This window comes from Caulobacter sp. GW822-FHT01G02 (assembly GCF_058802865.1).
The window spans coordinates 375,882-397,416 of sequence record NZ_JBXAON010000006.1; the positions used below are offsets into that span (position 1 = coordinate 375,882).

Here is a 21,535-nt window from a genome sequence, read left to right on the forward strand (position 1 = left end):
ACTGTTCCCCGAGACTGGACCACTGTTACGGCGCCGATGGTTAATCCCTTGTGGCGGTAGGGCTATTTTTTGAGGCTTCCGTAAGACTACCTAGACCCAGTCCGGGATGAGGTCGCGCGCCAGCATTTCCTCATAGGTCGGGCGCTTGCGGATCACCGCGTAGCGGTCGCCATCGACCAGAACCTCAGGGACCAGCGGCCGGGTGTTGTACTCGCTGGCCATGGCCGAGCCATAGGCGCCGGCCGACATGAAGGCCACCAGATCCCCCGCGCCGAACGGCGGCAGGGCGCGATCGCGGGTGAAGGTGTCGCCCGTCTCGCAGATCGGGCCGACCACGTCATAGACCGTCTCGGTCCCTTGCTGGTCCTTGGCGCGCTTGATCACCGGCCGAATGTCATGGAAGGCGTCGTACATGGCCGGACGGATCAGGTCGTTCATGGCCGCGTCGATGACCAGGAACTTGCGGCCTTCCGGACGCTCGTGGACATGGATCACCTCCGAGACCAGCACGCCGGCGTTGGCGGCGATGACCCGGCCGGGTTCGAAGGCCAGCTTGACGGGAAGGCCCTTGGTGACCTCGCCGACCATCGCGCCGAACTCCGCCGGCGAGGGCGGCGCGGGGCTATTGAAATATGGCACGCCCAGGCCGCCGCCCAGGTCCAGGCGCTCGACCGACAGGCCTTCACCCAGCAGTTGTTCGACCAGGCCCCGCATCTTGGCGAAGGCCGCGCGCATGGGCGTCAGGTCGGTGATCTGGCTGCCGATGTGGCAGGCCACGCCGATGGGCTCGAGATTGGCGTTGTTGCTGGCGTTGGCGTAGAGGCGCGCGGCCTCGGCGAACGAGACGCCGAACTTGTTCTCGGACTTGCCGGTGGCGATCTTGGCGTGACCGCCGGCCGCGACGTCGGGATTGACCCGGAAGGCGATCTTGGCGCGGACGCCCAGCTCGGCCGCGACCTGAGCGATCAGGTTCATCTCCGGCTCGGATTCGACGTTGATCTCGGCGACGCCGACCTTGAGAGCGAACGCGATCTCGCGACGGGTCTTGCCGACGCCGGAGAAGACGATGCGCTCGGCCGGGATGCCGGCGGCCAGAGCGCGGCGGACCTCGCCCTCCGAGACCGTATCGGCCCCGGCGCCCAGATCGCCCAGAACCTTCAGCACCGCGACGTTGGAATTGGCCTTCACGGCGTAGGCGACCAGCGGGTCGACCACGCCGCCGGCGATCAGGGCGTCGCGGAACACGGTGAAGTGCCGCTCCAGCGTGGCGCGGCTGTAGACATAGACGGGCGTGCCGACCTCGGCCGCGATCCTGGCCAGGGGCACGCCTTCACAGGCCAGGCCCTCGGGGCCGTACTCGAAGTGGTTCAACGGAATCTCTTACCTGGGCGTGGCGCCGGGGAAGCCGGCTTGCGAGGGGCCGCCGAACGGATCGTTGGTGCCCGGCAGCGGCGCTTCGCGAATGGTGCGGTTGCTGGAGGCCGGGTCTCGGATCTCCTGGGCGCCGCCGGCGCGGGCCGGCTGATTGGCCTGGGCCGAGGCGGCGCGGCGTTCGGCTTCCCAGGCGGCCTTCTTGGCCGGGTCCCACATCGGCGCTGGACGCTCCAGGGCGCCTTGCTTGCCGCAGGCGGCGGCCGTGAGCGCCATGGCGGTCAGGGCGAGCAGGGTGACGGGGCGCCCAAAGTTCTTCTTAAAGGGGGTCATGCGAGGACTTCCTTCCAACGCGCGATCTGGGCGCGGACCTGGGCGGGGGCGGTCCCACCGTAGCTCATGCGGCTGGCCGCCGAGGCGGCCGGGGTCAGAACGGCGTAGACGTCCTGGGTGATCCGGGGCTCGATCGCCTGGAACTGCTCCAAGCTAAGATCGGCCAGATCGACGCCAAGCCCTTCGGCCGTCTTCACGGCGGAGCCTGTCACGTGGTGTGCGTCGCGGAAAGGCATGTTCAGCGTCCGCACCAGCCAATCGGCCAGGTCGGTGGCGGTCGAGAAGCCCGCGCCAGCCGCCTTGGCCATGGTCTCGGTGTTCGGGGTCAGGTCGGCGACCATGCCGGCCATGGCCAGCAGGCTGAGTTCCAGGGCGTCGAAGGCCTCGAAGGTCGGGACCTTGTCTTCCTGCATGTCCTTCGAATAGGCCAGCGGCAGACCCTTCATGACCACGGTCAGGGTGGTCAGCGAGCCCAGGATGCGGCCGACCTTGGCGCGGATCAGCTCGGCGGCGTCGGGGTTCTTCTTCTGCGGCATGATCGAGCTGCCGGTCGTGAAGGCGTCGGTCAGCTTGATGAAGCCGAACATCGGCGTCGTCCACAGCACGATCTCCTCGGCCAGGCGCGACAGGTGCGTGGCGGTGATCGAGGCGGCCGACAGGGCTTCCAGGGCGAAGTCGCGGGCCGAGACGCTGTCCAGCGAATTGGCGGTCGGGCGGTCGAAGCCCAGGGCCGCCGCCGTCTGGTTGCGGTCGATCGGGAAGGGCGAGCCGGCCAGGGCCGCCGCGCCCAGCGGGCACTCGTTCATGCGGGCGCGGGCGTCGCGGAAACGGCTGGCGTCGCGGCCGAACATCTCGACATAGGCCATCAGGTGGTGGCCGAAGGTGACCGGCTGGGCCGGCTGCAGGTGAGTGAAGCCCGGCATCAGGGCGTCGGCATAAACCTCGGCCTGAGCCAGCAGGGCCTTTTGCAGGGCTTCCAGTTGCGCGGCCGAGCGGTCGGCGGCGTCGCGGACCCACAGGCGGAAGTCGACGGCGACCTGGTCGTTGCGCGAGCGGGCGGTGTGCAGCCGGCCGGCGGTCGCGCCGATCAGCTCGCGCAGCCGCGCCTCGATATTCATGTGGATGTCTTCGTACTCGTCACGGAACGGGAAGACCCCGGCCGTGATCTCGCCCTCGATGGCGTCGAGCCCTTTGAGGATTTCCTCGCCGTCGGCGCTTGCAATCACACCTTGGCTGATCAACATCCGAGCGTGGGCGCGGGAGCCTGCCAGGTCCTGCGCCCAGAGGCGCTTGTCGAAGCCGATGGAGACGTTGATCGCCTGCATCAGTTCCGCCGGCTTGGCCGAGAACCGACCGCCCCACATGGCTTGGCCCTGGCCCTTGTCGGCCTTGGGCGTATCGGAGGCGTTGTCGGTCATATGAGCGAAGTCCAATCGGAGGCGGCGGCCAAGAAGCGCAACCCTGTGAGGCTGGCGCTGGGTGGCGTCGTCCTCGTCGGCGTGGCGGCGGTTCTATACGTCATCGCCAGTGCTTCGTTCAAACCCCATGGGCCTGCCGACCTCACAGAATTCAAGAAGGGGACGCTGGAAAAGCTCGACGTGCCCGCCACGCCGCGTCCCGCGCCCGACACGGTGTTCACCAGCCTGGACGGCAAGCCCGCCACTCTGGCCGACTTCAAGGGCCGCGTGGTGGTCATGAACCTGTGGGCGACCTGGTGCGCGCCGTGCAAGGCCGAGATGCCGACCCTGGCCAAGCTGCAGTCCGTCTACGCGACCCAGCCGGTCACCGTGCTGCCGATCAGCGTCGACCGCGATGGCGACCTGAACCTGGTCAACGAGGAGATGGCCGCCAACCCGCCGCTGAAGACCTATCGCGATCCGGGCTACAAGCTCTCGTTCGCGCTGGAGCCCAAGGCGGCCGGCTATCCGACGACGATCATCTACGACCGCCAGGGCCGTGAGCGCGCCCGCATGGCCGGTCCGGCCGACTGGTCCAGCCCGGAAGCGCGCGGAATCGTCGAGAAGCTCCTGGCCGAGAAGTGATCGATCCGGCGCTTCTAGAACCCCTGGCCGACGACGCCTGGCCGGCCCGCGAGCGGGCGCGGCTGGGTGGGTGGCGGCTGAACGCCTCGTCCGGCCAGTCGATGCGGATCAACGCCTGCTGGCCGTTGGCGGCGCCGGATCGCGATCCGGAAGCGGCGCTGGATGCGGTCGAGGCCTGGTTCGTCGAACGCGGCCTGCCGCCGCGCTTCAAGCTGACCGATGGCGTCGTGGCGCCGGCCGACCTGGCCGAGCGTCTGGCGGCCCGAGGCTACGCGGCGTGCAAGGCGACCCTGGTGATGCTGGGTCAGACCAGTGGGGAAGGCGACGATGGCGTCCGCCTTTCGGACACGCCGGACGCCACCTTCGAAGCCGTGTTCACCGCCACGGCCGGTAACCCGGAGGATGGTCGCGAACGGCTGGAGGCGCTTGGCCGCATCCCCGTGCCGGCTCGCTTCGCGCGGCTGGACATCGACGGCGTCCCGGCGGCGATCGGGGCCAGCGCCATCGGTGGCGGCTATGCGGGGATCTTCGGCATGCGCACCGTCCCCGACCATCGCCGCAAGGGTCTGGCCCGCCGAGTGCTGCGCGCCCTGCTAGCCGAGGCGAAGACCCTCGGCGCCGAGCGGGCCTGGCTGCAGGTCGAGGCCGACAACGCGCCGGCCATCGCCCTCTATGCCGACGAGGGTTTCACGCCAGGGTATCGCTACAGCTACTGGGTTCGCTGAAGGCAGCGCGATGCTCCGCCTGGCGTCGCCTAAGTGGGGTAGACTAGTTTACAAAACAAACTTGTTGATCCATGGTGTGGCCATCTTCAAGGGGGAAACCGAAGCCATGCACGCGCCCCTCAGCGCCTCCGAGAGATCGACGCTCGTCCAGATCGGCGGTCGCAACGCGGCCATCGGCGCCTTGCGCGCCTTCGTCACCCTGCTGGTGATCGCCCACCACGCGGTGCTGACCTATCACCCGTACGCGCCGGCCCCGAAGGCGTTCGACGCCCAGCCGATTCTCTGGACGGCTTTCCCGGTGGCAGACCCGCAGAAGTTTGGCGGCTGGAGCCTCGTTACCCTGGTCAACGACCTCTTCTTCATGTCGCTGATGTTCTTCATTTCGGGCCTGTTCGTCGCCGATGGCCTGCGGGCCAAGGGGGCGGGCGGCTACCTTAGGAGCCGGGCCTTGCGCCTGGGCGTCCCGTTCGTCCTCGCCGTCGGCCTGCTGGCCCCGCTGGCCTATTTCCCGGCCTGGCTGCAGTCGGGCGGCGCGCCGTCGTTCACCCCCTTCGCCGAGGCCTGGACGCGCCTGCCGTTTTGGCCCAGCGGCCCGGCCTGGTTCCTGTGGGTGCTGCTGGCGTTCGGCGGGCTGTTCGCGGCGGTCTACGCGATGTGGCCTGGCGTCACCTACGTCCTCGGTCGCGCGGCGAAAGGCGCGGACGCCAAGCCAGGTCGGTTCTTCTGCGGCTTGGCGGCGGTAAGCCTGATGGCCTATCTGCCGTTGGTCATGACAACCCCGTTCGGTCATTGGACAATGGTCGGACCGTTCGTGGTCCAGACGGCCCGCATCGGCCACTACTTCGTCTACTTCCTGGCCGGGATCGCGGTCGGCGCCGCGGGCGTGGGACATGGCCTGACGGATCCCGAGGGAAAGCTCGCCAAGCGCTGGCAGCTCTGGCAGTTGGCCCCGATCCTGCCGATCGTCGGGGCGGTGGCGACCATGATCATCGCCTTCTCGCCGAACCCTCCGCCCAGGCCGCTGCTGGATTCGTTCGGCGGGCTGATGTTCTGTCTGTCCTGCGCCACGCTGTCGTTCGCGGCGCTGGCGACCTTCCTGCGCTTCGTCCGCGAGACGGGGCCCATCGGTCGGAGCCTGCAAGCCAACGCCTACGGCATGTACCTGACCCACTACGTCTTCACCGCCTGGCTGGGGTGGCTGATGCTGCCGCAGGCCTGGGGCGGCTTCGCCAAGGGGTGCGTCGCGTTCGGCGGGGCCGTCGTGCTCAGCTGGCTGACCACCATGGTCCTGCGCCGCATGCCGCTGTTGGGACGAATCCTGTGAGCCGTCATGATGCTGCGCTGAAGGGGATCGGCATGAACGACAAGCTCAAGAGCGCCCAGGACGATCTGGCCTTCCTGCGCGGCCTCGCCGAGGGCGGCAACGAGCGCGGCGGGCTTGGCGTGGCCGGGGGCGCGCTCTATGGCTCGGCGGGCGTGCTCTACGGGGTCCAGACCCTGAGCTATTTCGTCCAGGAGAAGGGCCTCCTGACCCTGGGGGCGACGGGAAACATCGTGATGGCCTGGGCGCCGACGGTGATCTTCCTGATCCTGATGACGATCGTCATCGTCATCGACCGCAAGAACCCCCAGCGCGGCGTCACCAACCGCGCCGTCAACGCCGCCTTCGCGGGCACGGGCATCGCCAATCTGGCGCTGGTGGTGGTCTTCGCCTCGGCCGCCGCGCGCAACCACGACTTCCGCTACTGGCTGTTCCATCCGGCCGTGGTGTTCATCCTGCAGGGCGCGGTCTGGTACGTGAGTTTCGTATTGCGCAAGCGGGCGTGGATGGCGCTGGTGGCGATCGGTTGGCTGGTGTCGGGCGTCGCCATGGGAATGCTGATCCATCGCGCGGACCTCTATCTGGCGATCGCGACCTTCGGCCTGTTCGCCTTCATGGGGGCCCCCGGCTTCTTCATGATGCGCCAGGCCCTGCGGCCAGGCGCCTGAGACGATCGTGGCGCCCAGGTTCGACATCAGCGGGCTGGACGACGTCATCCATGGCCGCGTGCGGCTGGGGATCGTCGCCTACCTGGCCAGCGCCGAGGTCGCCGACTTCACCGAGCTGAAGGACGTCCTGGAGGTCACCCAGGGCAATCTGTCGATCCACCTGCGCAAGCTGGAGGAGGCCGGATACGTCTCGATCGACAAGAGCTTCGTCGGCCGCAAGCCCCTGACCCGCGTGCGCCTGACCGAGACCGGGAGAGCGGCCTTTTCGAACTATCTGAAGGCGATGGGCCAACTGGTCGAGCAGGCCGGGGGCGGGGCCTAAAAGCCGAGTTCGGCCCGCAGCTCGGCCGCGCTCATGCCCGCGGCCCTGAGTTCCCGCAGAGTCTGGGCCCTGTCGCGCTTGGCGTAGCGTTTGCCGTCCGGGCCGAGCAGCAGGCCGTGATGGCGGTAGGTCGGCGTCGCGTAGCCCAGCAGGGCCTGCAGCAGGCGCTGGATGTGGGCGGCCTCGAACAGGTCGACGCCTCGGATCACGTGGGTGACGCCTTGCAGGGCGTCGTCGTGGACCACGGCCAGGTGATAGGCGACGCCGACGTCCTTGCGGGCCAGGACGATGTCGCCGGCGATTTCCGGGCGAGCCTGGATGACGCCGGTCTCGCCGTCGGGTCCCGCGCGCTCCTCGACGAAGGTCAGGCCCTCGAAGCCACCGAGCGCGTCACGCGCCGCCGCCAGCGACAGCCGCCAGGCGAAGGCCTCGCCGCGTTCGAGGCGTTCGGCTTCCTCTTCGGCGGGCAGGGGCGCGCCGACATAGGCAACCGCCGGCGCGTGCGGCGCGCGGCCGATGTCGATCTCCTTGCGGGTCTTGAAGCAGCGATAGACCAGGCCGCGCTCGCGCAAGCTCTCGATGGCGGCGTGGTAGTCGGCCAGATGCTCGGACTGCCGACGGACGGGGGTTTCCCACTCCAGGCCCAGCCAGGCCAGGTCCTCCAGGATCGCCGCGTCGTATTCCGGCCGGCAGCGGGTGGCGTCGATGTCCTCGATGCGCAGCAGGAAGCGGCCGCCGGCCTCTTGCGCGGCGCGATAGGCCGTCAGCGCCGAGAACGCGTGGCCGCGATGCAGAAGGCCCGTCGGCGACGGGGCGAACCGGGTGACGAAGGTCACGCTCGCTCTCAGTCCCAATTCAGCCTTGAGGGGGCGCGGTGAACTTCGCGAACATGCCAAGGTGCTCGAACACGGCGCGCAGGAAGGCTTCCTCGCCGCCCAGCTGCGCCTTCAGCGTGGTGAACTGCTTGAAGCCGATCATCTCGGCCAGACCGTGACCGGCGCACCAGGCCGCGATGGTCGCCAGCTCCAGGTCGATGTCGCTGACGTGGCCGCCGCTGTTCTCGTTGATGGTGTCACGGACCTGGCAATAGGCGCCGTCGTCCTTCAACTGGTCGGGCAGGGCGTCCTTGTCGCGCGAGCGGTCGTACATCACGCGATAGAGCGCCGGGTTGTCGCGGGCGAAGCAGACATAGGCCACGCCCAGATTGCTTATCCGCGCGCGAGCGTCGTCGGTCGAGGCGCGGGCCGCGGACAGGGCCACGTCCAGCTCATGCCAGCCCTCGTGGGCGACGGCCTCCAGCAACTGGGCCTTGTCCTTGAAGTGATGATAGGGCGCGGCGGGGCTGACCCCGGCCTCGCGCGCCACGGCTCGCAGAGACAAGGCCGCAGGACCCTCTGTTTCGAGGATCTTGCGGGCGGCGTCAATCAGGGCGCGGCTCAGGTCGCCATGGTGATACGGACGGGATTCGGCGGTCGCGGTGGTCATGGGTCCTCACTGTAACAGCACCTTTCCAGATTTTCATCCAAACACTGTATAGATTATCTTGACGTCGTTCAGATTGGTGCTATCTAAGCACCGTCCAGATTGGCTCGGCGCAGGCTTGGCCAGGGCCCATCGGGGGTAGGACAAGGCATTGAGGGACATCCCATGCAACGTACGCTCGCCGCTTTTGAAAACGCCTTCGACCGTCTGGCCGCCGGCTATTTCCTCGTCATCGCTCTTGGCGTCGCCGCCGCTGTCGCCGGCGTTGTTCTCTAATAAAGACTGATGGTTCGCTGTCGGCGGGCTTGCCTCGGAGCGCCCGTCGCCGCGTTCGGCTTGAAGCTTTGCTGTCGCGGAGCTAACCAGAACCGGACGCGTTAGGCCTTCCGACGCCGTTTTATTCGTGTGCGTTGCAGGCTTTCTCCATGATCCAAGACATCGTCCGATGAGCGTCGCCTTCACCAAGGAAGGCGACAGCGAGGCCTTCGCGGCCGATCTGCCCGATCGCCCGATCTCCACCCATCCCAATCTCGTCACGCCGGAAGGCCTGGCCCAGATCGAGGCCGAGCTGACCTCGGCGCGCGCCGCCTACAGCGCGGCCCAGAGCGCCGGCGGGGCGGCCGATGGCGATCGCACCGCCATGGCGCGCGCCACCCGCGATCTGCGCTACTGGTCGGCTCGCCGCGCCACCGCCCAGCTGATGGAGCGCGACCCGGACAAGACCGCCGTGCAGTTCGGCGACCGCGTGACCTTCGAGCGCGAGGACGGGCGTGTGCAGACCTTCCGCATCGTCGGCGAGGACGAAGCCGACCCGACCCAGGGTTCGGTCTCCTATGTCGCCCCGATCGCCCGGGCGTTGCTCGGGAAGGTCGTCGGCGACGTCTCCCCCGCGCCCGGCGGCGAGGTCGAGATTACGTCCATCGGATAGTTCAGCAAGTTCCGGATTGTCAGCGGCCGCGGGGCGGGGTCCCTTGAGGCCGATGTTCGTTCCACCGACCGCCGACGCCCTGCTCGAAGCCCGCCGGCGCCTGGCCGCCGCCGACCCGGCGCTGGCCGCCCTGGAAGCCGTCACGCCGCCCTTCGAATGGCGCGTGAGCACGGGCGGCTTTCCGGGTCTGCTGAAGATGGTCGTGCAGCAGCAGGTGTCGCTGGCCTCGGCCGCCGCCATCTGGGCGCGGGTCGAGGCGGGCCTGCCCGAGATGACTCCCGACGCGGTGATGGGCCACGAGGACGCCTATCTGCTGTCGCTCGGCCTTTCGCGGCCCAAGGCCCGCTATGTCCGCGCCATAGCCCACGCCCACCTGGCCGGGACGTGCGACTTCGACGCCCTGCCGGGCCTGTCCGACGAGGAGGCGATAGCGGCGCTGACGGCGATCACCGGCATCGGCCGCTGGACCGCCGAGGTCTATCTGATGTTCACCCAAGGGCGGCTGGACATGTTCCCTGGCGGCGACATCGCCCTGCAGGAGGCCATGCGCTGGGCCGACCGGTCCGAGGTCCGGCCCAACGAGAAGCAGGCCTATGCCCGCGCCGAACTCTGGCGGCCCTATCGCGGCGTCGCCGCCCATCTGCTTTGGGCCTGCTACGGCGCCGTGAAACGACGCGAGATCGCGCCTTTCTGAGCCCTGTCGGCGAGATGTCTTGGTTCTGTCGCTGACATGGCCCATCCTTTCCATGCGTTCGGGAATGAATGGCGATTCCCTGAATAGCGTAGGAAGGAGGCCCGTCTTCAGTCCTGTCGCGTATCATATCAGCCGAGGTGCTGAACGCTTAGCCGTTCGCCTCGAAGGGGGGATCTGATGCAGGTCCTCACGCGCCCGCCCTCGGGCATGCCGGCCCTCGTGCTCAACGCCGATTTCAGGCCGCTCAGTTACTATCCGCTGTCCGTCTGGCCGTGGCAGGAGGTGATCAAGGCGGTGTTCCTGGATCGCGTCGACGTCGTGGCCAGCTATGACCAGGTCGTCCATTCGCCGTCGTTCGAGATGCGGCTGCCCAGCGTCGTGGCGCTGAAGCAGTACGTCCCGCAGGAGCGGCCGCCGGCCTTCACCCGCTTCAACCTGTTCCTGCGCGATAGCTTCAGCTGTCAGTACTGCGGTTCGCCGGAGGATCTGACCTTCGACCATGTGATCCCCCGCTCGCGCGGCGGCCGGACCACCTGGGAGAATATCGTCACCGCCTGCGCGCCCTGTAACCTCAGCAAGGGCGGCCGCACGCCGCGCGAAGCGGGTATGCAGCCCTTCCAGAACGCTCGCCGTCCGTCGATGCACGAACTGCAGGAGCGGGGACGTCGGTTCCCGCCGGGGCGGTTGCACGTCAGCTGGCTGGACTATCTGTACTGGGACATCGAGCTGGAGGCTTAGGCCTCCGGCTTCAGACAGCAAACGGCCCGGGCCGTGCGCGAGGGGATAGCTGTCCCCTCGCCGTGGCCATGCAACCCGAACCTGGACCGGCGGGTTTTTACTCCGAGGCTAAAAAGCCACGGGAGACCACGCCATGAGCCGACAACCCAATACCGACGACGACCAACGCCACTTCACGCACGGCGCCGCCGCCTCCACGGCCGACACGGACTCGGAGAGCAAGGTGCGCGCCGAAGACCGGCATATCGACGCGCCGCACGCGCGCGAGGCCAAGCGTCCGCTGGCCGACAATGAGAAGCACGACCAGCTTGCCGACAAGGTCGCCAAGTCCGAGAACCGTCAGGAAGCCCTGCTGGACGAGGGCCTGGAAGAGAGCTTCCCGGGCAGTGACCCGGTCAGCGTCAAGCGGATTACCTGACCGGAAACCGGCGGGCGGCGCGCTCGGCGAAGCTGGGCGCGTCCGTCTCGACCGGTTCGAACGCCGTCGCGCGACGGCGGCGGCCCCGACGGCGGTCCTGCGCGGCGATCTGCGCGAACGTCAGGTCGCCCTGTTCGCGGGCCATCTTGCGAACCGTTTCGATCATGCTCGCGCCGTAGATCGTCAGAACGCCGGCGGCGTCGGCCAGCCAATCGGCGATGTTACCGTCGCGATGGGCGATGAGCTGGGCCACTTCGACGGCCGCGCCCAGCACCAGGGCCGCGATCGCCAGGTCATTGCGGCGCATCCGTGGGAAGGCCAGGAAAGACACCGCCAGCAGGCCGCCGAAGGCGATGGCGTGAGCTTCCTTGTCGGTGAGGCCGAAATGGCCTTCCGCGCCCTGGAACGGACCCAGGGTCAGCACCACGACAGCCAGAGATCCGGCCAGCAGCGTGAAGCGCGCGGCGGCGACGAAGTGGACGGGCTTGAACATAGGACGCGACCTCCGGAAGGACATGCGGGTCCTAACCTCGAAGGTCGCGCCATCCGGTGAACGGACAGGGTTAGCGGAGGCTTACTTGTTCCCGGCGTCCGCCTTCTTCTTGGCTTCGGCCTCGGCCTTGGCGGCGTCGTCCTGGGCCTTCTTCCAGGCCTGATAGGCTTCCAGATAGGGCTGCCGGCGCAGGATCTTCGAGGCCGGGTCGACGATGACCGGCACGGTGTCGCCGACGCTGACCCGACCCGTCCCGTCGGCCATCGGCAGGGTGACGATCCTGTCGCCGACCTTGACGTCCACCGGCATGGGAAAGGGTTTGCCGTTGGGCGCCTTCCACGTCAGCATCAGGTCGCCGCCCTCGCGGGTCTCGACCAGTTCCGGCGGCGCGGCCTCGTAGAGATAGACGTCGAAGAACCAGCCGTAGTCCTTGCCCGTCACTTGGTTGACGATCTTGATATAGTCCTTCGTGCCGAGACAGCGGGTCGTGAAATTGCCGGGCTTCGGATCGTCGCGGCCGTAGACGGCGATGCGGGTGATCTTGAAGAAGGCCTCGTCGCCGATCAGCGTCCGCAGCGTGTGCAGGACATTGGCGGCCTTGTAGTAGATGTCGTTCCCGGGCCCGCGCTCGCCGTTATAGACCTCGTCTTCCCTCAGCGGCTTGCCCGAGACGATCGGGAACCTGTTCTTGGTGTCGACCCGCATCTGGTTCAGGCGCGCCATGTACTCCATGTCGCCGTGCAGCCATTGCGACATCAGCGGCTGCATGTAGGTCCCGTAGCCCTCGTGCAGCCACATGTCGTCGTTGTCGCTGTTGGTCAGCTGGTTGCCGAACCACTCATGCGCGAACTCGTGCTGCAGCAGCCAGTCGAAGCCGTAGACCTCCTTCCTGTACTTGTTGCCATAGGCGTTGATCGTCTGGTGCTCCATGCCCAGGTGCGGGGTCTCGACCACCCCCATCTTCTCGTCGCGGAAGGGGTAGGGGCCGATCATCTGCTCGTAGAAGTCCAGCATCGGCGCGAACTCGGCGAACAGGCCCTGGGCCTTGTCGGCGCCGCCCTTGAGATACCAGAACGACATCGGGAAGCTGTCGCCGAAGCGGCTCTTGTAGCTGGCCGTCAGCTCCTCATAGGGGCCGACGTCCAGGGCGATGGCGTAGGTGTTGGGGGTCTTGGCCCGCCAGTTGTAGGTCCGCCAGCCGTCCTTCTCGGTCATGCCCTTGAAGACGCCGTTGGCCGGGGCGACCAGAGGGGCAGGGACGGTGATGTGCAGGTCGACCAGCTTGGGCTCGCCGGTCGGATAGTCGATGCAGGGCCAGAAGATGTCGCAGCCGTCGCCCTGCACGGCGGTGGCGATCCAGGGCTCGCCGGTCGGGGCCTTGCTCCAGACGAAGCCGCCGTCCCACGGCGCGCGCTTGGCTTCCAGCGGGATCCCATCATAGGTGATCACGGCGGTGACCGACCGCCCCTTGGCCACCGCGTGGGGCAGGGTGATGGTCATGCGGCCTTCGGGGTTGCTCCAGGCCGTGGGCTTCAGCGCTTTGCCGTCGATGGTCAGTTGGCGGATCGTGAAGACGCGATCGAAGTCGAGAACCAGCTTGGTCAGCGGCGCCTTGGCCGTGAAGGTCAGGGTCGCCTCGCCCTCGATCGCCTTCCTGTCGGGCAGAATCCTGAACTTGAGGTCGGCGTGCTCGAAGCCCAGCGCGCGCTGCTCGGCGGGCATCGGACCGCCGGTCTGGAGGCTGAGTTCGCTGGTCTTCAGGGGCTCGGCGGCCCAAGCGACGGAAGAAGCCGCAGTCGACAAAGCCAGAAGCGACGCCGCGGAGGCGGCGAAGATACGGAACGACAAGTCGGCGACTCCCCAACGCAAGGTCTTGTGGGGAGCATCGGTAGGCCCGCGCGCGGCGGGCGCCAACCCGAGGGTCTAGATCTTCTCGCTGATCTTGATCGCCGCGCGGCAGCCGGCCTGGATCACGGCCGTCAGCAGCGGGTAGGCGATGGCCTCGTGGGCGCCTTCCTCGATGGCGATATCGCGGTGACCAAGCTCGTCGTCGCGGAACTGGGTGAGCTCCGCGGCCAGGGCCGGGTCGCGGTCCTTCAACTCCTCGATCTGGCCGGCATAGTGCTTCTCGATCACGGTCTCGACCGCCTCGGTGCAGGCATGGGCGGCCTTGTCGCCCAGCAGGGCGGTGCCGGCGCCAAGCGCGAAGGCGGCCGCGCGCCAGACCGGCGACATCAGGGTCGGGCGGACCTTGCGCTCGGTCAGCAGTTCGTTGAAGCGGCTGAGGTGGACCTGCTCGTGACCCTCCATCTCCGTCAGCTGAGCGGTGATGCGCTCGCGACCCGGCGCGGCGCGCATGACGGCCGCCTGGCCGCGATAGATGTGGACGGCCGCCAGCTCGCCGGCCTGGTCGACGCGCAGCATTTCGGCGAGGCGCGAGCTCAGGGCGCCTTGACCGGGGCGAGAGGGGATCGGGCGAGTCATCACAGCGTCTCCGTCTTGCGCAGGCCGGCCAGCACCGACCACACCGTCAGCTTCAGCGAGACCAGGGCGTTCCATCCGGCCATCGACAGGCCCAGGAACACCCAGGCGGCCTTGTCGCACATCGGCGCCTCGATCTTCAGCGAGCCGTCCAGCATGGCCGAGAGGTTGGCCGCGCTGGCCGCGCCGCTGCCGGTGCAGGTGGTCGGACCCGGCCACCACTTCCACTCCACCCCGGCGTGGAAGACGGCAAGACCGGTCCCGTAGAGAAAGATCGCGCCCAGCAGGAGGTTCACCGGCTGGCGCAGGCGCGTCCACAGCGGCGTGCGCTGCAGGACGGCGCCGATCAGGCCCACGGTCCCGGCGACCCAATAGACCTCGCGGGCCTTCAGGCAGAGGTGACAGGGGGCGAGGTGGCCGAAGGTCTCGAACGCATGGGCGATGGCCAGCATCAGCGCGCTGGACAGGAACGCGACCAGCGGCCAGTGGCGGGTGACCAGATCGTAGACGACGCCGACGAAGGTCGATCCTCTGACTTCAGACTTCTCGTTCGTCATGCGGCGCAAACTCCACCATGCCCGCCCCCGCCGATGAAGTGGCTGGCGGTCAGGCCGATGACAAGGAGGGCGATCAAAATTCCGGCGAACAGGGCCAGGCGGCGCTCGACGATCGGCAGCAGGGTCGGGCCGAATTTCCTGACGATGAAGGCGACCATGAAAAAGCGCGCGCCCCGCGTCACGGCCGAGGCGACCAGGAAGATCGGGAAGCTGAACGCGGCCAGGCCCGAGGCGATGGTCACCAGCTTGTACGGAATGGGGGTCAGGCCCTTGGCCAGGATCACCCAGACGCCGTACTTGCCGTACCAGCACTGGAACTGCTCCAGCCCGCCCGTGTGACCGGTCGCGGCCATCATCCACAGGCCGAAGTCGCGCAGGAAGTAGCCGATCGCCCAGCCCAGGGCGCCGCCCAGAACCGAGGCGATCGTGCAGATCAGGGCGTAGCGCCAGGCCTTCTCCGGCTTGGCCAGCACCATCGGGGCCAGCATCACGTCCGGCGGTATCGGGAAGAACGAGCTTTCGGCGAACGAGACGGCGAACAGGCTCACCGGAGCGTGGCGGGAAGCGGCCAGGCCCATGACCCAGTCGTAGAGGCGACGCAGCATGCGGACTCCGATATCGTGACCCGGCCGGTGGTAAAGCGTGAGCGCGCAAAGTGTAAGGACTTTTGGCGACGCCCGTGGCCCTTAAGCGCAAAACGCCCCGATCCGGTCGGATCGGGGCGTTTGCCCGCGAGGATCGCGGCGGCGCGGCTTCCCGGCCCACGCGCGCCGCGTCCCGGCGGATCTAGAACTTCAGCGCCAGGGAGACGCTGTAGTTGCGACCGGGCTGGCTGTAGCCGTCCTTGACGGTCGAGCTGTCGGCCAGGCCGCGCGCGTCGCTCCACCACCAGTACTTCTCGTCGGTCAGGTTGAAGACGCCGGCGCGCACGGTCACCGTGTCGGTCACGGCCACCCAGGCGGTGGCGTTGGCGATGGTGAACGACGGCGGCGTGAAGCAGCCGCCGGTGCAGGTGACGCCCGCCCGGCTGGCCGACTTGCGGTCCGCGTGGATGACGCTGAGGTCGCCGCCGAACCGGCCGGTCGGGGCGCGGTAGGCGATGCCGCCGGTCAGCTTGACCGGGTCGATCGACGCCAGCGGCGTCCGGACGCCATCGGTCTTGGACGAGCCCTTGGCATACGAAGCCGCGGCGCGCGCCGTGAAGCCGGCGCCGAAGTCGAACGAGGCCTTGGCCTCGGCGCCGCTGATCTTGGCGTCGGACAGGTTGATGTACTGGTAGACGGCCGGATTGGCGGCGGTGAAGTTCCCGCCGACTTGCACCTGCTCGATGAAGTCGTCGTACTTGCCGGTGAAGGCGGTCGCGGCCGCGCGGAAGCCGCCCTGGTGGAATCGGACGCCGCCCTCGATCGTCTTGCTGGTCTCGGGCTTCAGGTCGGGGTTCGAGATCGACTTGTAGTTCGAGACCAGGTTGGCGAAGCCGGTGTTGATCTGGATCGGGGCCGGGGCCTTGAAGCCGGCCGCGGCGTTGGCGAACACGGTGACCACGTCGCTGGCCTCCCACACCAGGCCGAGCTTCGGCGAGATGTGCGAGTCGTGCTGGCCCGACGCGGCGGTGGTGAACAGCGGGTCGGCCTTCGGGTCCAGCTTGTAGTAGTCGAAGCGGATGGCCGGATAGATCGTCACGGGGCCGGCGGTGATCTCGTCCTGCACGTAGAGGCCGGCCAGGGTGAAGTCGGTGGTCGGGAAGGCCTTGCCGGGGAAGGTCTCGCCGACCGGCGGGACCGTGCCGTCGCGCGTGCCTTGCTGGCGGGTGATCGAGGCGTCGCCGCCCCAGACGATCTCATGTTTCAGCGCGCCGGTGTCGAAGACGCTGTGCAGCTCGACGCTGGCGCCCAGGACGCGGTTGTTGAAGGTGGCGTCGCGGGTGCGGTCGGCGGCGGTATTGCGATCCTCGGCCGAGAACTGGCGGGTCGTGCTCTTCTGCCAGTAGACGGTCGAGTGGGCGGCCTTGATCAGGCCTTCGCCACCGTCGAAGCGGTGGTCGGCGCTGACGCGGTTGCGCCTGATCTTGTCGAAGGCGGTCAGGCCGATGACGCTGGTCGCGGCCAACGGCGGCTTGGCGATGGCCGACAGCACGGTCCAGTCGACGTCGCGATCGAGGTGGTCGACCGTCAGGCGGAAACGGTTCCTGTCGTCGGGGCTGTAGACCAGCTTGCCCAGGAACGAATTGGACTGGTTGTCCTCGGGATTGGCGGTGGTGCGGTCGGTATTGGCCGAGTCGTTGGTCCCGGCCGTCTTCTGGCCCTTGCCGTCGCGGCGCGTGTAGGCGGCCAGGGCTTCCCAGCGGTCCGACTTGCCGGCCAGCAGCAGGCTCTCGGTCCAGCTCTCGTCGGCCGAGGCGTAGCCGACGCGGGCGCGGCCGGCGAAGGTCTTGCCGTCCTTCAGGATGTCCGAGGGATCCTTGGTGATGAAACTGACGGAACCCGCGAGACCATCAGCGCCGTAGAGGGCCGAGGCGGGGCCGCGCACGATCTCGACCGACTTCAGGATGTCGAGATCGACATAGTCGCCACGACCCGTGGACTGGGCGCCGAAGGCGAAGCCGTCCGGCGTCCGCACGCCGTCGACGACGATCAGCACACGATTGCCTTCCAGGCCGCGGATGTTGAAGCCGGCATTGCCGTCGCGGCCCGTCGAGGAGCCGGCGGCGGTGAAGCGGGCAGGGGCGTTGCGGACCGATACGCCCGGCTCGTCGCGGACCAGGTCCTTGATGTCCTTGACCAGGCCGTCCTCGATCTCGTCCGATGAGATGGCGGTCACGGTCGCCGGAACCTTGGCGACCGGCTTCTCCGAGCGCGTCGCGGTGACGGTGACCTTGTCGACCTCGACCGCGTCGGCGGCGTTGTCGGCGGCCCATGCCTGAGAAGAGGGCGCGGCGGCGGCCAGGAGCGCGGCGGAGGAGGCGGCCGCGAGGGTGGCCAGCTTGAGGCGAGACATCGATATCCCCTTCGATGGTTTTTGCGACTTGTTCGCAACTTGATGGCGACGGGGTAAAACGGCCCGCCAGACCGGTCAAGCTATTTGCAATTGATTCTCAGAACTAATCGCAATATCTCAGGTCTCGCCGCGACTGGAGCGGCGACTGGGGTTTCCCGATGATCCGTTCTCTCCGCGCTGGCCTGCTGGGCGGCGCGCTCCTGCTCAGCCTCGCGGCCCCAATGATCCCAGGGATCGCCCAGGCCCATTCGCCCTATCTGCTGCCGACCGTGTTCGACGCGTCGGACCGCAAGATCGTCACCGTGCAGGGCGCCTTCACCGAGAGCTTCTTCACGCCCGAGGTGGCGATGAAGTCCGACGCCTACGCCGTGATCGGTCCCGACGGGGTCCGCGTCGCGCTGACTCCGGTCTACACCCGCGAACTGGCGCTGGTCGAAGCCGTCACCGAGACGCCGGGCACCTATCGCATCACCACCGGCCTGCGCGGCGGCCGCACCGCCAAGGCCGCCCTGGTCAAGGGCGAGTGGCAGTTCTTCGAGGGCGACAAGGCCCCGGCCGACGCCATCGACATGCAAAGCCTGACCATGGCCGACGTCTATGTCACGCGCGGCGCGCCGAACGACGCGGCCCTGGCCCCGATCGGCAAGGGTCTGGAGTTCCACGCCATCACCCATCCCAGCAAGATCGTCACCGGCCAGGACGCCGTGTTCGAGGTGCTGTTCGACGGCAAGCCGCTGGCGGGCCAGGCCATCACCGTCCAGGGCGCCGACGACCGCTACGCCGACACCAAGAGCGCGCCCGGGACCGTGAAGAGCGACGCCAAGGGCCGCTTCGCCGTGAAGGTCGACAAGTCGGGGATCTACCAGGTCCAGACCCGCTATCGCGTCGCCCCGGCGGCGCCTGGCCAGCCCGGCCAAAGCTTCACCTACGCCCTGACCTTCGAATCCCTCCGCTAGGACATCCCATGAAAACCCGCACGATCCTCGCCGCCGTCGCTGTCGTCTCGCTGGCCGCCGGGGCCGCCCACGCCGCCTCGCACGCCCGCGACACCTTCATCAAGGAGCAGGACCAGAACGGCGACGGCGTCGTCACCAAGGACGAGTACGCCGCCACCCGCGCCCTGCAGTTCGCCGCCATCGACACCGACAGGAACGGCGTGCTGTCGAGGACCGAATATGTCGGCGAGTTCAAGGCGCGCCTCGAGAAGAGGCTCGCCAAGGACGAGCGCACGGCCGAGAAAAAGGAAGAGGAGCGCGAGCGCCAGATGCGCCAGACGGACATCCGCTTCGACGTGCTCGACAGCGACAAGAGCGGCGCCATCACCCGCGCCGAGTTCGACTATTCCGGCTGGCGGATGTTCGTGACGCACGACACCAACAACGACGGGACCGTGTCTGCCGCCGACCCGGTGAAGGAAGACCCGCAGGCCTAAAAGGACGGGCGGCGCGTCGCCGGATTTGGATTTTCAGCGTTTCGTGGCTATCACCGCCGGCCAAGACATGGGCCGCGCTGCCCCGACCGAAAGCTGAAGACCATGAGCGACACGCCTCCCGACCGCCTCTCCGTGAACCCGGCCAGCCCGTACTACGACGCTGACCTGCTGGAGCGCGGCATCGGCATCCGTTTCAAGGGCGTCGAGAAGACCAATGTCGAGGAATACTGCATCAGCGAGAAGTGGGTGCGGGTCGCGGCCGGCAAGACCGTGGATCGCAAGGGCAACGCCATGACCCTCAAGCTGCAGGGCGAGGTCGAAGCCTATTTCCGCGACACCGCCGAAGGCTGAGGCCTGCTCGGTGAGCGATCCTACAAACGATCCCGACCTGGAGGCCATGGCGCGCGACGAGCTTTCGCGCGCCGTGACCCTGCGCTGGCAGGACCTGCGCGGGATCGTGCCCTGGGGCGACACCTTCGAGGGCATTTCCCCCGCCGGCCGCTATGTCGAGGTCGAGCGCAGCTATATCTGGGCCTCGACCGAGGGCGGCGACATCCTCTGCGAGGTGACCGTCTTTGGCGGTGCGTCGCGCTATGAGGCGGGCGCGCGGGTCTCCAGCATCATTTCCGCCCCGTCCTGAGAACCTTGGCCGTGCATAGATAACGCTGTTGCGTTAACCATAGGCCGCGCTATTCGACGCGTGGCGTATGGGGCCAAGGGGGATCGCCGTGTACCAGTCTGAATTTCCGGTCGAGCAGCCGGTGCCGGTCTTCGACCCGACCCTGGTGTTCCTGCTGATTCTGGCCGGGATCGCCATCGCCGCCCTGGCCTTTTTCGCCGGCCGCCTGACGGGGCGCGGCGAGAAGGGCGAGAAGACCAGCGACGTCCCCAAGAAGATCCACGAGGCCATCAAGGCCAAGTGCGTGGCCGCCAGCAGCGCCCATTCCGGCGAACTGGAGAAGAAGGCCCACGAGCTGCTCGACGAGGTCAGGCGCCTGATCGGGCCGCTGCTGACGTTCGGCGGTCCCTGCGCTAAGGCCTTCAAGCACCTGTCCGACGCCGTCGACGGCAAGCCGCCCGAGGAGAAGCCGAAGGAGGGCGCCAAGGACGGCCACCATGGCGCGGCGCACGGCAAGGACGACAAGCACGGCGACGACGCGGTCTGCGCCGTCCACGGCCCCGAAAAGCACAAGTGCGACGACAAGTGCCGCGGCGGCGGGGTCGAGTTGCTGAGTCGCAACGTGACGATCGTCGGCTCTCAGACCGTGCTGCTGGCGTCCTACAAGCCGGACGCCAAGCCCGACGATCACCACGAGGAGCCCAAGGGGCCCGACTCGAAGGAATTCAAGCAGCTGCTGCGCCTGGCCGTGGCCGAGTTCGCCGACTTCTGGAACCGCCCCAACTGCCTGCGCGAGCTGGAGGACTGCCAGAAGGCGCTGACGACGCTGCCGCCCATGCCCAAGGAAAAGCCGCACGGCGCCGACCATCACTGACGTCCCGAGGCATAAGAACGCCGTTCAGGTGGGCGAGACGGCTATTCTCTGCCCAAGCGGCGTGCGAATGTGGTCCTTCTTTCGAGCGAACTCGCCCCGTCGTTGAGACGCGGGCCGGGGACGCTCACACCAAGACGACGCGTGGGCCAACGCCATGGCCCGACCAGCGCGCAATGTATTTGGCGAAGGCCGCGCCTTCCAAAGGCGCGCCGCGCATTGAGCGCGTGGGCGAAAGTGTGAGCGGTTTCGCCCGTGAACGCGCTCAGAACTTTAGACTCGGGAACCTACGGGTTCAGATGGAGCATCTGAACCCGTAGGTTCTGGGGGAGGACGAAAGGAAGGGTATGACCGCGACGGTCTCTCCGATCACGTCTGGCGCGCCCGACGCGCCCGAGGCTGGTGTCAGCCTCATCGACTACGTTCCCTATCGCCTGGCCACGGCGTCGGCGGCGGTCAGCCGCCTGATCGCCCGCGCCTACGAGGACCGCTTCGGCCTGACCATCCCGCAGTGGCGGCTGATGTCGGTGCTAGCCGAGGGCTCTCTGACCCAGCACACCGCCGTCACCCGAACGGCGATGGACAAGGTCCGGGTCAGCCGCGCGGCGCAGGAACTGGTCGTCCGCCGCCTGGTGGCCCGCACGACGGTCCGCTCGGACCGCCGCTCGCACACCCTGGAACTCACCGCCGCCGGCCGTCGCCTGTTCGCCGAGATCGCCCCGCTGGCCCTGGCCTATGAGGCGACCCTGCTGGCCGGCCTGGCGCCCAGCGAGGTGGCGATGTTCAAGCGCCTGCTGGATCACCTCGAGACGGCCGCCATCCAGCTGACCGGCGGCGAGACGATCAGCCCGCCGTAGCCGTTTCACGGGCCGTCGCTAAACCGCGTTCTGAAGACTGGAAATCGCCGGCGACGCCTGTTAGGAAGACCACCCTTCGCGGTGACGCGAAGCCTGCGGGCGTGGTGAAACTGGTAGACGCGCCGGACTCAAAATCCGGTTCCGAAAGGAGTGTCGGTTCGACCCCGACCGCCCGCACCAACTCTT

General features: G+C 67.9%; 27 protein-coding genes and 1 tRNA gene. 17 read left to right on the forward strand and 11 right to left on the reverse strand.

What is annotated here, in order from left to right; all coding sequences use genetic code 11:
• Positions 1 to 90: 90 nt before the first annotated feature.
• The 3 genes from lysA to argH are packed head-to-tail and all read right to left on the reverse strand — an operon-like array spanning position 91 to position 3,122.
• Entirely contained in the window at positions 91 to 1,371 is a 1,281-nt protein-coding gene (lysA, locus tag AC1RNC_RS19420) for a diaminopimelate decarboxylase (RefSeq protein WP_492887925.1), read from the reverse strand.
• 9 nt (positions 1,372 to 1,380) lie between these two features.
• Positions 1,381 to 1,704: a hypothetical protein gene (locus AC1RNC_RS19425; RefSeq protein WP_492887926.1), complete on the reverse strand. Its 324-nt coding sequence runs from the start codon at positions 1,702 to 1,704 to the stop codon at positions 1,381 to 1,383.
• A complete protein-coding gene (argH, locus tag AC1RNC_RS19430; RefSeq protein ID WP_492887927.1) occupies positions 1,701 to 3,122 on the reverse strand; it encodes an argininosuccinate lyase in 1,422 nt (473 codons plus the stop codon). Before argH ends, AC1RNC_RS19425 begins: the two co-directional genes overlap by 4 nt.
• Here argH and AC1RNC_RS19435 point away from each other — a divergent pair, their 5' ends adjacent.
• From AC1RNC_RS19435 to AC1RNC_RS19455, 5 genes are all read left to right on the forward strand, one after another.
• Complete coding sequence (locus tag AC1RNC_RS19435; RefSeq protein WP_492887928.1) at positions 3,123 to 3,746, forward strand: TlpA family protein disulfide reductase; 624 nt, start codon at positions 3,123 to 3,125, stop codon at positions 3,744 to 3,746.
• Positions 3,743 to 4,471: a GNAT family N-acetyltransferase gene (locus tag AC1RNC_RS19440; protein ID WP_492887929.1), complete on the forward strand. Its 729-nt coding sequence runs from the start codon at positions 3,743 to 3,745 to the stop codon at positions 4,469 to 4,471. The genes AC1RNC_RS19435 and AC1RNC_RS19440 overlap by 4 nt, the downstream gene beginning before the upstream one ends.
• A 106-nt stretch (positions 4,472 to 4,577) precedes the next feature.
• Complete coding sequence (locus AC1RNC_RS19445; protein WP_492887930.1) at positions 4,578 to 5,795, forward strand: acyltransferase family protein; 1,218 nt, start codon at positions 4,578 to 4,580, stop codon at positions 5,793 to 5,795.
• A gap of 32 nt (positions 5,796 to 5,827) precedes the next feature.
• On the forward strand, positions 5,828 to 6,460 hold the full coding sequence (locus AC1RNC_RS19450) for a hypothetical protein (protein WP_492887931.1): 633 nt from the start codon (positions 5,828 to 5,830) through the stop codon (positions 6,458 to 6,460).
• Between the two features lie 7 nt (positions 6,461 to 6,467).
• Positions 6,468 to 6,782 carry a winged helix-turn-helix domain-containing protein gene (locus AC1RNC_RS19455; protein ID WP_492887932.1) on the forward strand — a complete coding sequence of 105 codons (315 nt, stop codon included), beginning with the start codon at positions 6,468 to 6,470 and terminating at the stop codon, positions 6,780 to 6,782.
• On the opposite strand, the gene gluQRS is transcribed toward AC1RNC_RS19455, so the two are convergent.
• Entirely contained in the window at positions 6,779 to 7,618 is an 840-nt protein-coding gene (gene gluQRS / locus AC1RNC_RS19460; RefSeq protein ID WP_492887933.1) for a tRNA glutamyl-Q(34) synthetase GluQRS, read from the reverse strand. The genes AC1RNC_RS19455 and gluQRS overlap by 4 nt on opposite strands.
• A gap of 19 nt (positions 7,619 to 7,637) precedes the next feature.
• Positions 7,638 to 8,267, reverse strand: coding sequence for a TetR/AcrR family transcriptional regulator (locus tag AC1RNC_RS19465; RefSeq protein WP_492887934.1), 630 nt, complete (start codon positions 8,265 to 8,267; stop codon positions 7,638 to 7,640).
• Positions 8,268 to 8,429: 162 nt separating this feature from the next.
• Here AC1RNC_RS19465 and AC1RNC_RS19470 point away from each other — a divergent pair, with 162 nt between their 5' ends.
• The 5 genes from AC1RNC_RS19470 to AC1RNC_RS19490 all read left to right on the forward strand — a co-directional run bounded on the left by AC1RNC_RS19470 (position 8,430) and on the right by AC1RNC_RS19490 (position 11,042).
• Positions 8,430 to 8,540: a hypothetical protein gene (locus tag AC1RNC_RS19470; protein WP_492103908.1), complete on the forward strand. Its 111-nt coding sequence runs from the start codon at positions 8,430 to 8,432 to the stop codon at positions 8,538 to 8,540.
• A 169-nt stretch (positions 8,541 to 8,709) separates the two neighbouring features.
• The gene (gene greA / locus AC1RNC_RS19475) at positions 8,710 to 9,192 is read left to right on the forward strand and encodes a transcription elongation factor GreA (protein ID WP_492887935.1); all 483 of its coding nucleotides are present in this window, start codon (positions 8,710 to 8,712) and stop codon (positions 9,190 to 9,192) included.
• 52 nt (positions 9,193 to 9,244) lie between these two features.
• Complete coding sequence (locus tag AC1RNC_RS19480) at positions 9,245 to 9,886, forward strand: DNA-3-methyladenine glycosylase family protein (protein WP_492887936.1); 642 nt, start codon at positions 9,245 to 9,247, stop codon at positions 9,884 to 9,886.
• Positions 9,887 to 10,060: 174 nt separating this feature from the next.
• Positions 10,061 to 10,624 carry an HNH endonuclease gene (locus AC1RNC_RS19485; protein WP_492840044.1) on the forward strand — a complete coding sequence of 188 codons (564 nt, stop codon included), beginning with the start codon at positions 10,061 to 10,063 and terminating at the stop codon, positions 10,622 to 10,624.
• Between the two features lie 133 nt (positions 10,625 to 10,757).
• The gene (locus AC1RNC_RS19490; RefSeq protein WP_492887937.1) at positions 10,758 to 11,042 is read left to right on the forward strand and encodes a hypothetical protein; all 285 of its coding nucleotides are present in this window, start codon (positions 10,758 to 10,760) and stop codon (positions 11,040 to 11,042) included.
• On the opposite strand, the gene AC1RNC_RS19495 is transcribed toward AC1RNC_RS19490, so the two are convergent.
• The 6 genes from AC1RNC_RS19495 to AC1RNC_RS19520 form a co-directional block, all read right to left on the reverse strand.
• Positions 11,035 to 11,535, reverse strand: coding sequence for a VanZ family protein (locus tag AC1RNC_RS19495; protein ID WP_492887938.1), 501 nt, complete (start codon positions 11,533 to 11,535; stop codon positions 11,035 to 11,037). The genes AC1RNC_RS19490 and AC1RNC_RS19495 overlap by 8 nt on opposite strands.
• An 81-nt stretch (positions 11,536 to 11,616) precedes the next feature.
• Entirely contained in the window at positions 11,617 to 13,383 is a 1,767-nt protein-coding gene (locus AC1RNC_RS19500) for a M1 family metallopeptidase (protein ID WP_492887939.1), read from the reverse strand.
• A 75-nt stretch (positions 13,384 to 13,458) separates the two neighbouring features.
• Positions 13,459 to 14,019, reverse strand: a complete 561-nt coding sequence (locus tag AC1RNC_RS19505) for a demethoxyubiquinone hydroxylase family protein (protein WP_492887940.1) — start codon at positions 14,017 to 14,019, stop codon at positions 13,459 to 13,461.
• Positions 14,019 to 14,573 (reverse strand): disulfide bond formation protein B, encoded by a 555-nt coding sequence (locus AC1RNC_RS19510; RefSeq protein WP_492887941.1) that lies wholly within the window; start codon positions 14,571 to 14,573, stop codon positions 14,019 to 14,021. The genes AC1RNC_RS19505 and AC1RNC_RS19510 overlap by 1 nt, the downstream gene beginning before the upstream one ends.
• Positions 14,570 to 15,178, reverse strand: a complete 609-nt coding sequence (locus AC1RNC_RS19515; protein WP_492840032.1) for a YqaA family protein — start codon at positions 15,176 to 15,178, stop codon at positions 14,570 to 14,572. The genes AC1RNC_RS19510 and AC1RNC_RS19515 overlap by 4 nt, the downstream gene beginning before the upstream one ends.
• Positions 15,179 to 15,359: 181 nt before the next feature.
• Positions 15,360 to 17,570: a TonB-dependent hemoglobin/transferrin/lactoferrin family receptor gene (locus tag AC1RNC_RS19520; RefSeq protein ID WP_492887942.1), complete on the reverse strand. Its 2,211-nt coding sequence runs from the start codon at positions 17,568 to 17,570 to the stop codon at positions 15,360 to 15,362.
• Between the two features lie 158 nt (positions 17,571 to 17,728).
• Between AC1RNC_RS19520 and AC1RNC_RS19525 the strand changes: the two genes are divergently transcribed.
• From AC1RNC_RS19525 to AC1RNC_RS19555, 7 genes are all read left to right on the forward strand, one after another.
• Positions 17,729 to 18,526 carry a DUF4198 domain-containing protein gene (locus AC1RNC_RS19525; RefSeq protein WP_492887943.1) on the forward strand — a complete coding sequence of 266 codons (798 nt, stop codon included), beginning with the start codon at positions 17,729 to 17,731 and terminating at the stop codon, positions 18,524 to 18,526.
• Between the two features lie 8 nt (positions 18,527 to 18,534).
• Positions 18,535 to 19,002, forward strand: coding sequence for an EF-hand domain-containing protein (locus AC1RNC_RS19530; RefSeq protein ID WP_492887944.1), 468 nt, complete (start codon positions 18,535 to 18,537; stop codon positions 19,000 to 19,002).
• A 102-nt stretch (positions 19,003 to 19,104) separates the two neighbouring features.
• On the forward strand, positions 19,105 to 19,353 hold the full coding sequence (locus AC1RNC_RS19535) for a DUF3297 family protein (protein ID WP_099576618.1): 249 nt from the start codon (positions 19,105 to 19,107) through the stop codon (positions 19,351 to 19,353).
• Positions 19,354 to 19,399: 46 nt separating this feature from the next.
• Positions 19,400 to 19,642 (forward strand): hypothetical protein, encoded by a 243-nt coding sequence (locus AC1RNC_RS19540; protein WP_492887962.1) that lies wholly within the window; start codon positions 19,400 to 19,402, stop codon positions 19,640 to 19,642.
• Between the two features lie 88 nt (positions 19,643 to 19,730).
• On the forward strand, positions 19,731 to 20,495 hold the full coding sequence (locus tag AC1RNC_RS19545) for a hypothetical protein (protein WP_492887945.1): 765 nt from the start codon (positions 19,731 to 19,733) through the stop codon (positions 20,493 to 20,495).
• 344 nt (positions 20,496 to 20,839) lie between these two features.
• Positions 20,840 to 21,349: a MarR family winged helix-turn-helix transcriptional regulator gene (locus tag AC1RNC_RS19550; protein WP_492887946.1), complete on the forward strand. Its 510-nt coding sequence runs from the start codon at positions 20,840 to 20,842 to the stop codon at positions 21,347 to 21,349.
• Positions 21,350 to 21,444: 95 nt separating this feature from the next.
• Positions 21,445 to 21,529 (forward strand) — tRNA-Leu (locus AC1RNC_RS19555).
• Positions 21,530 to 21,535 lie beyond the last annotated feature (6 nt).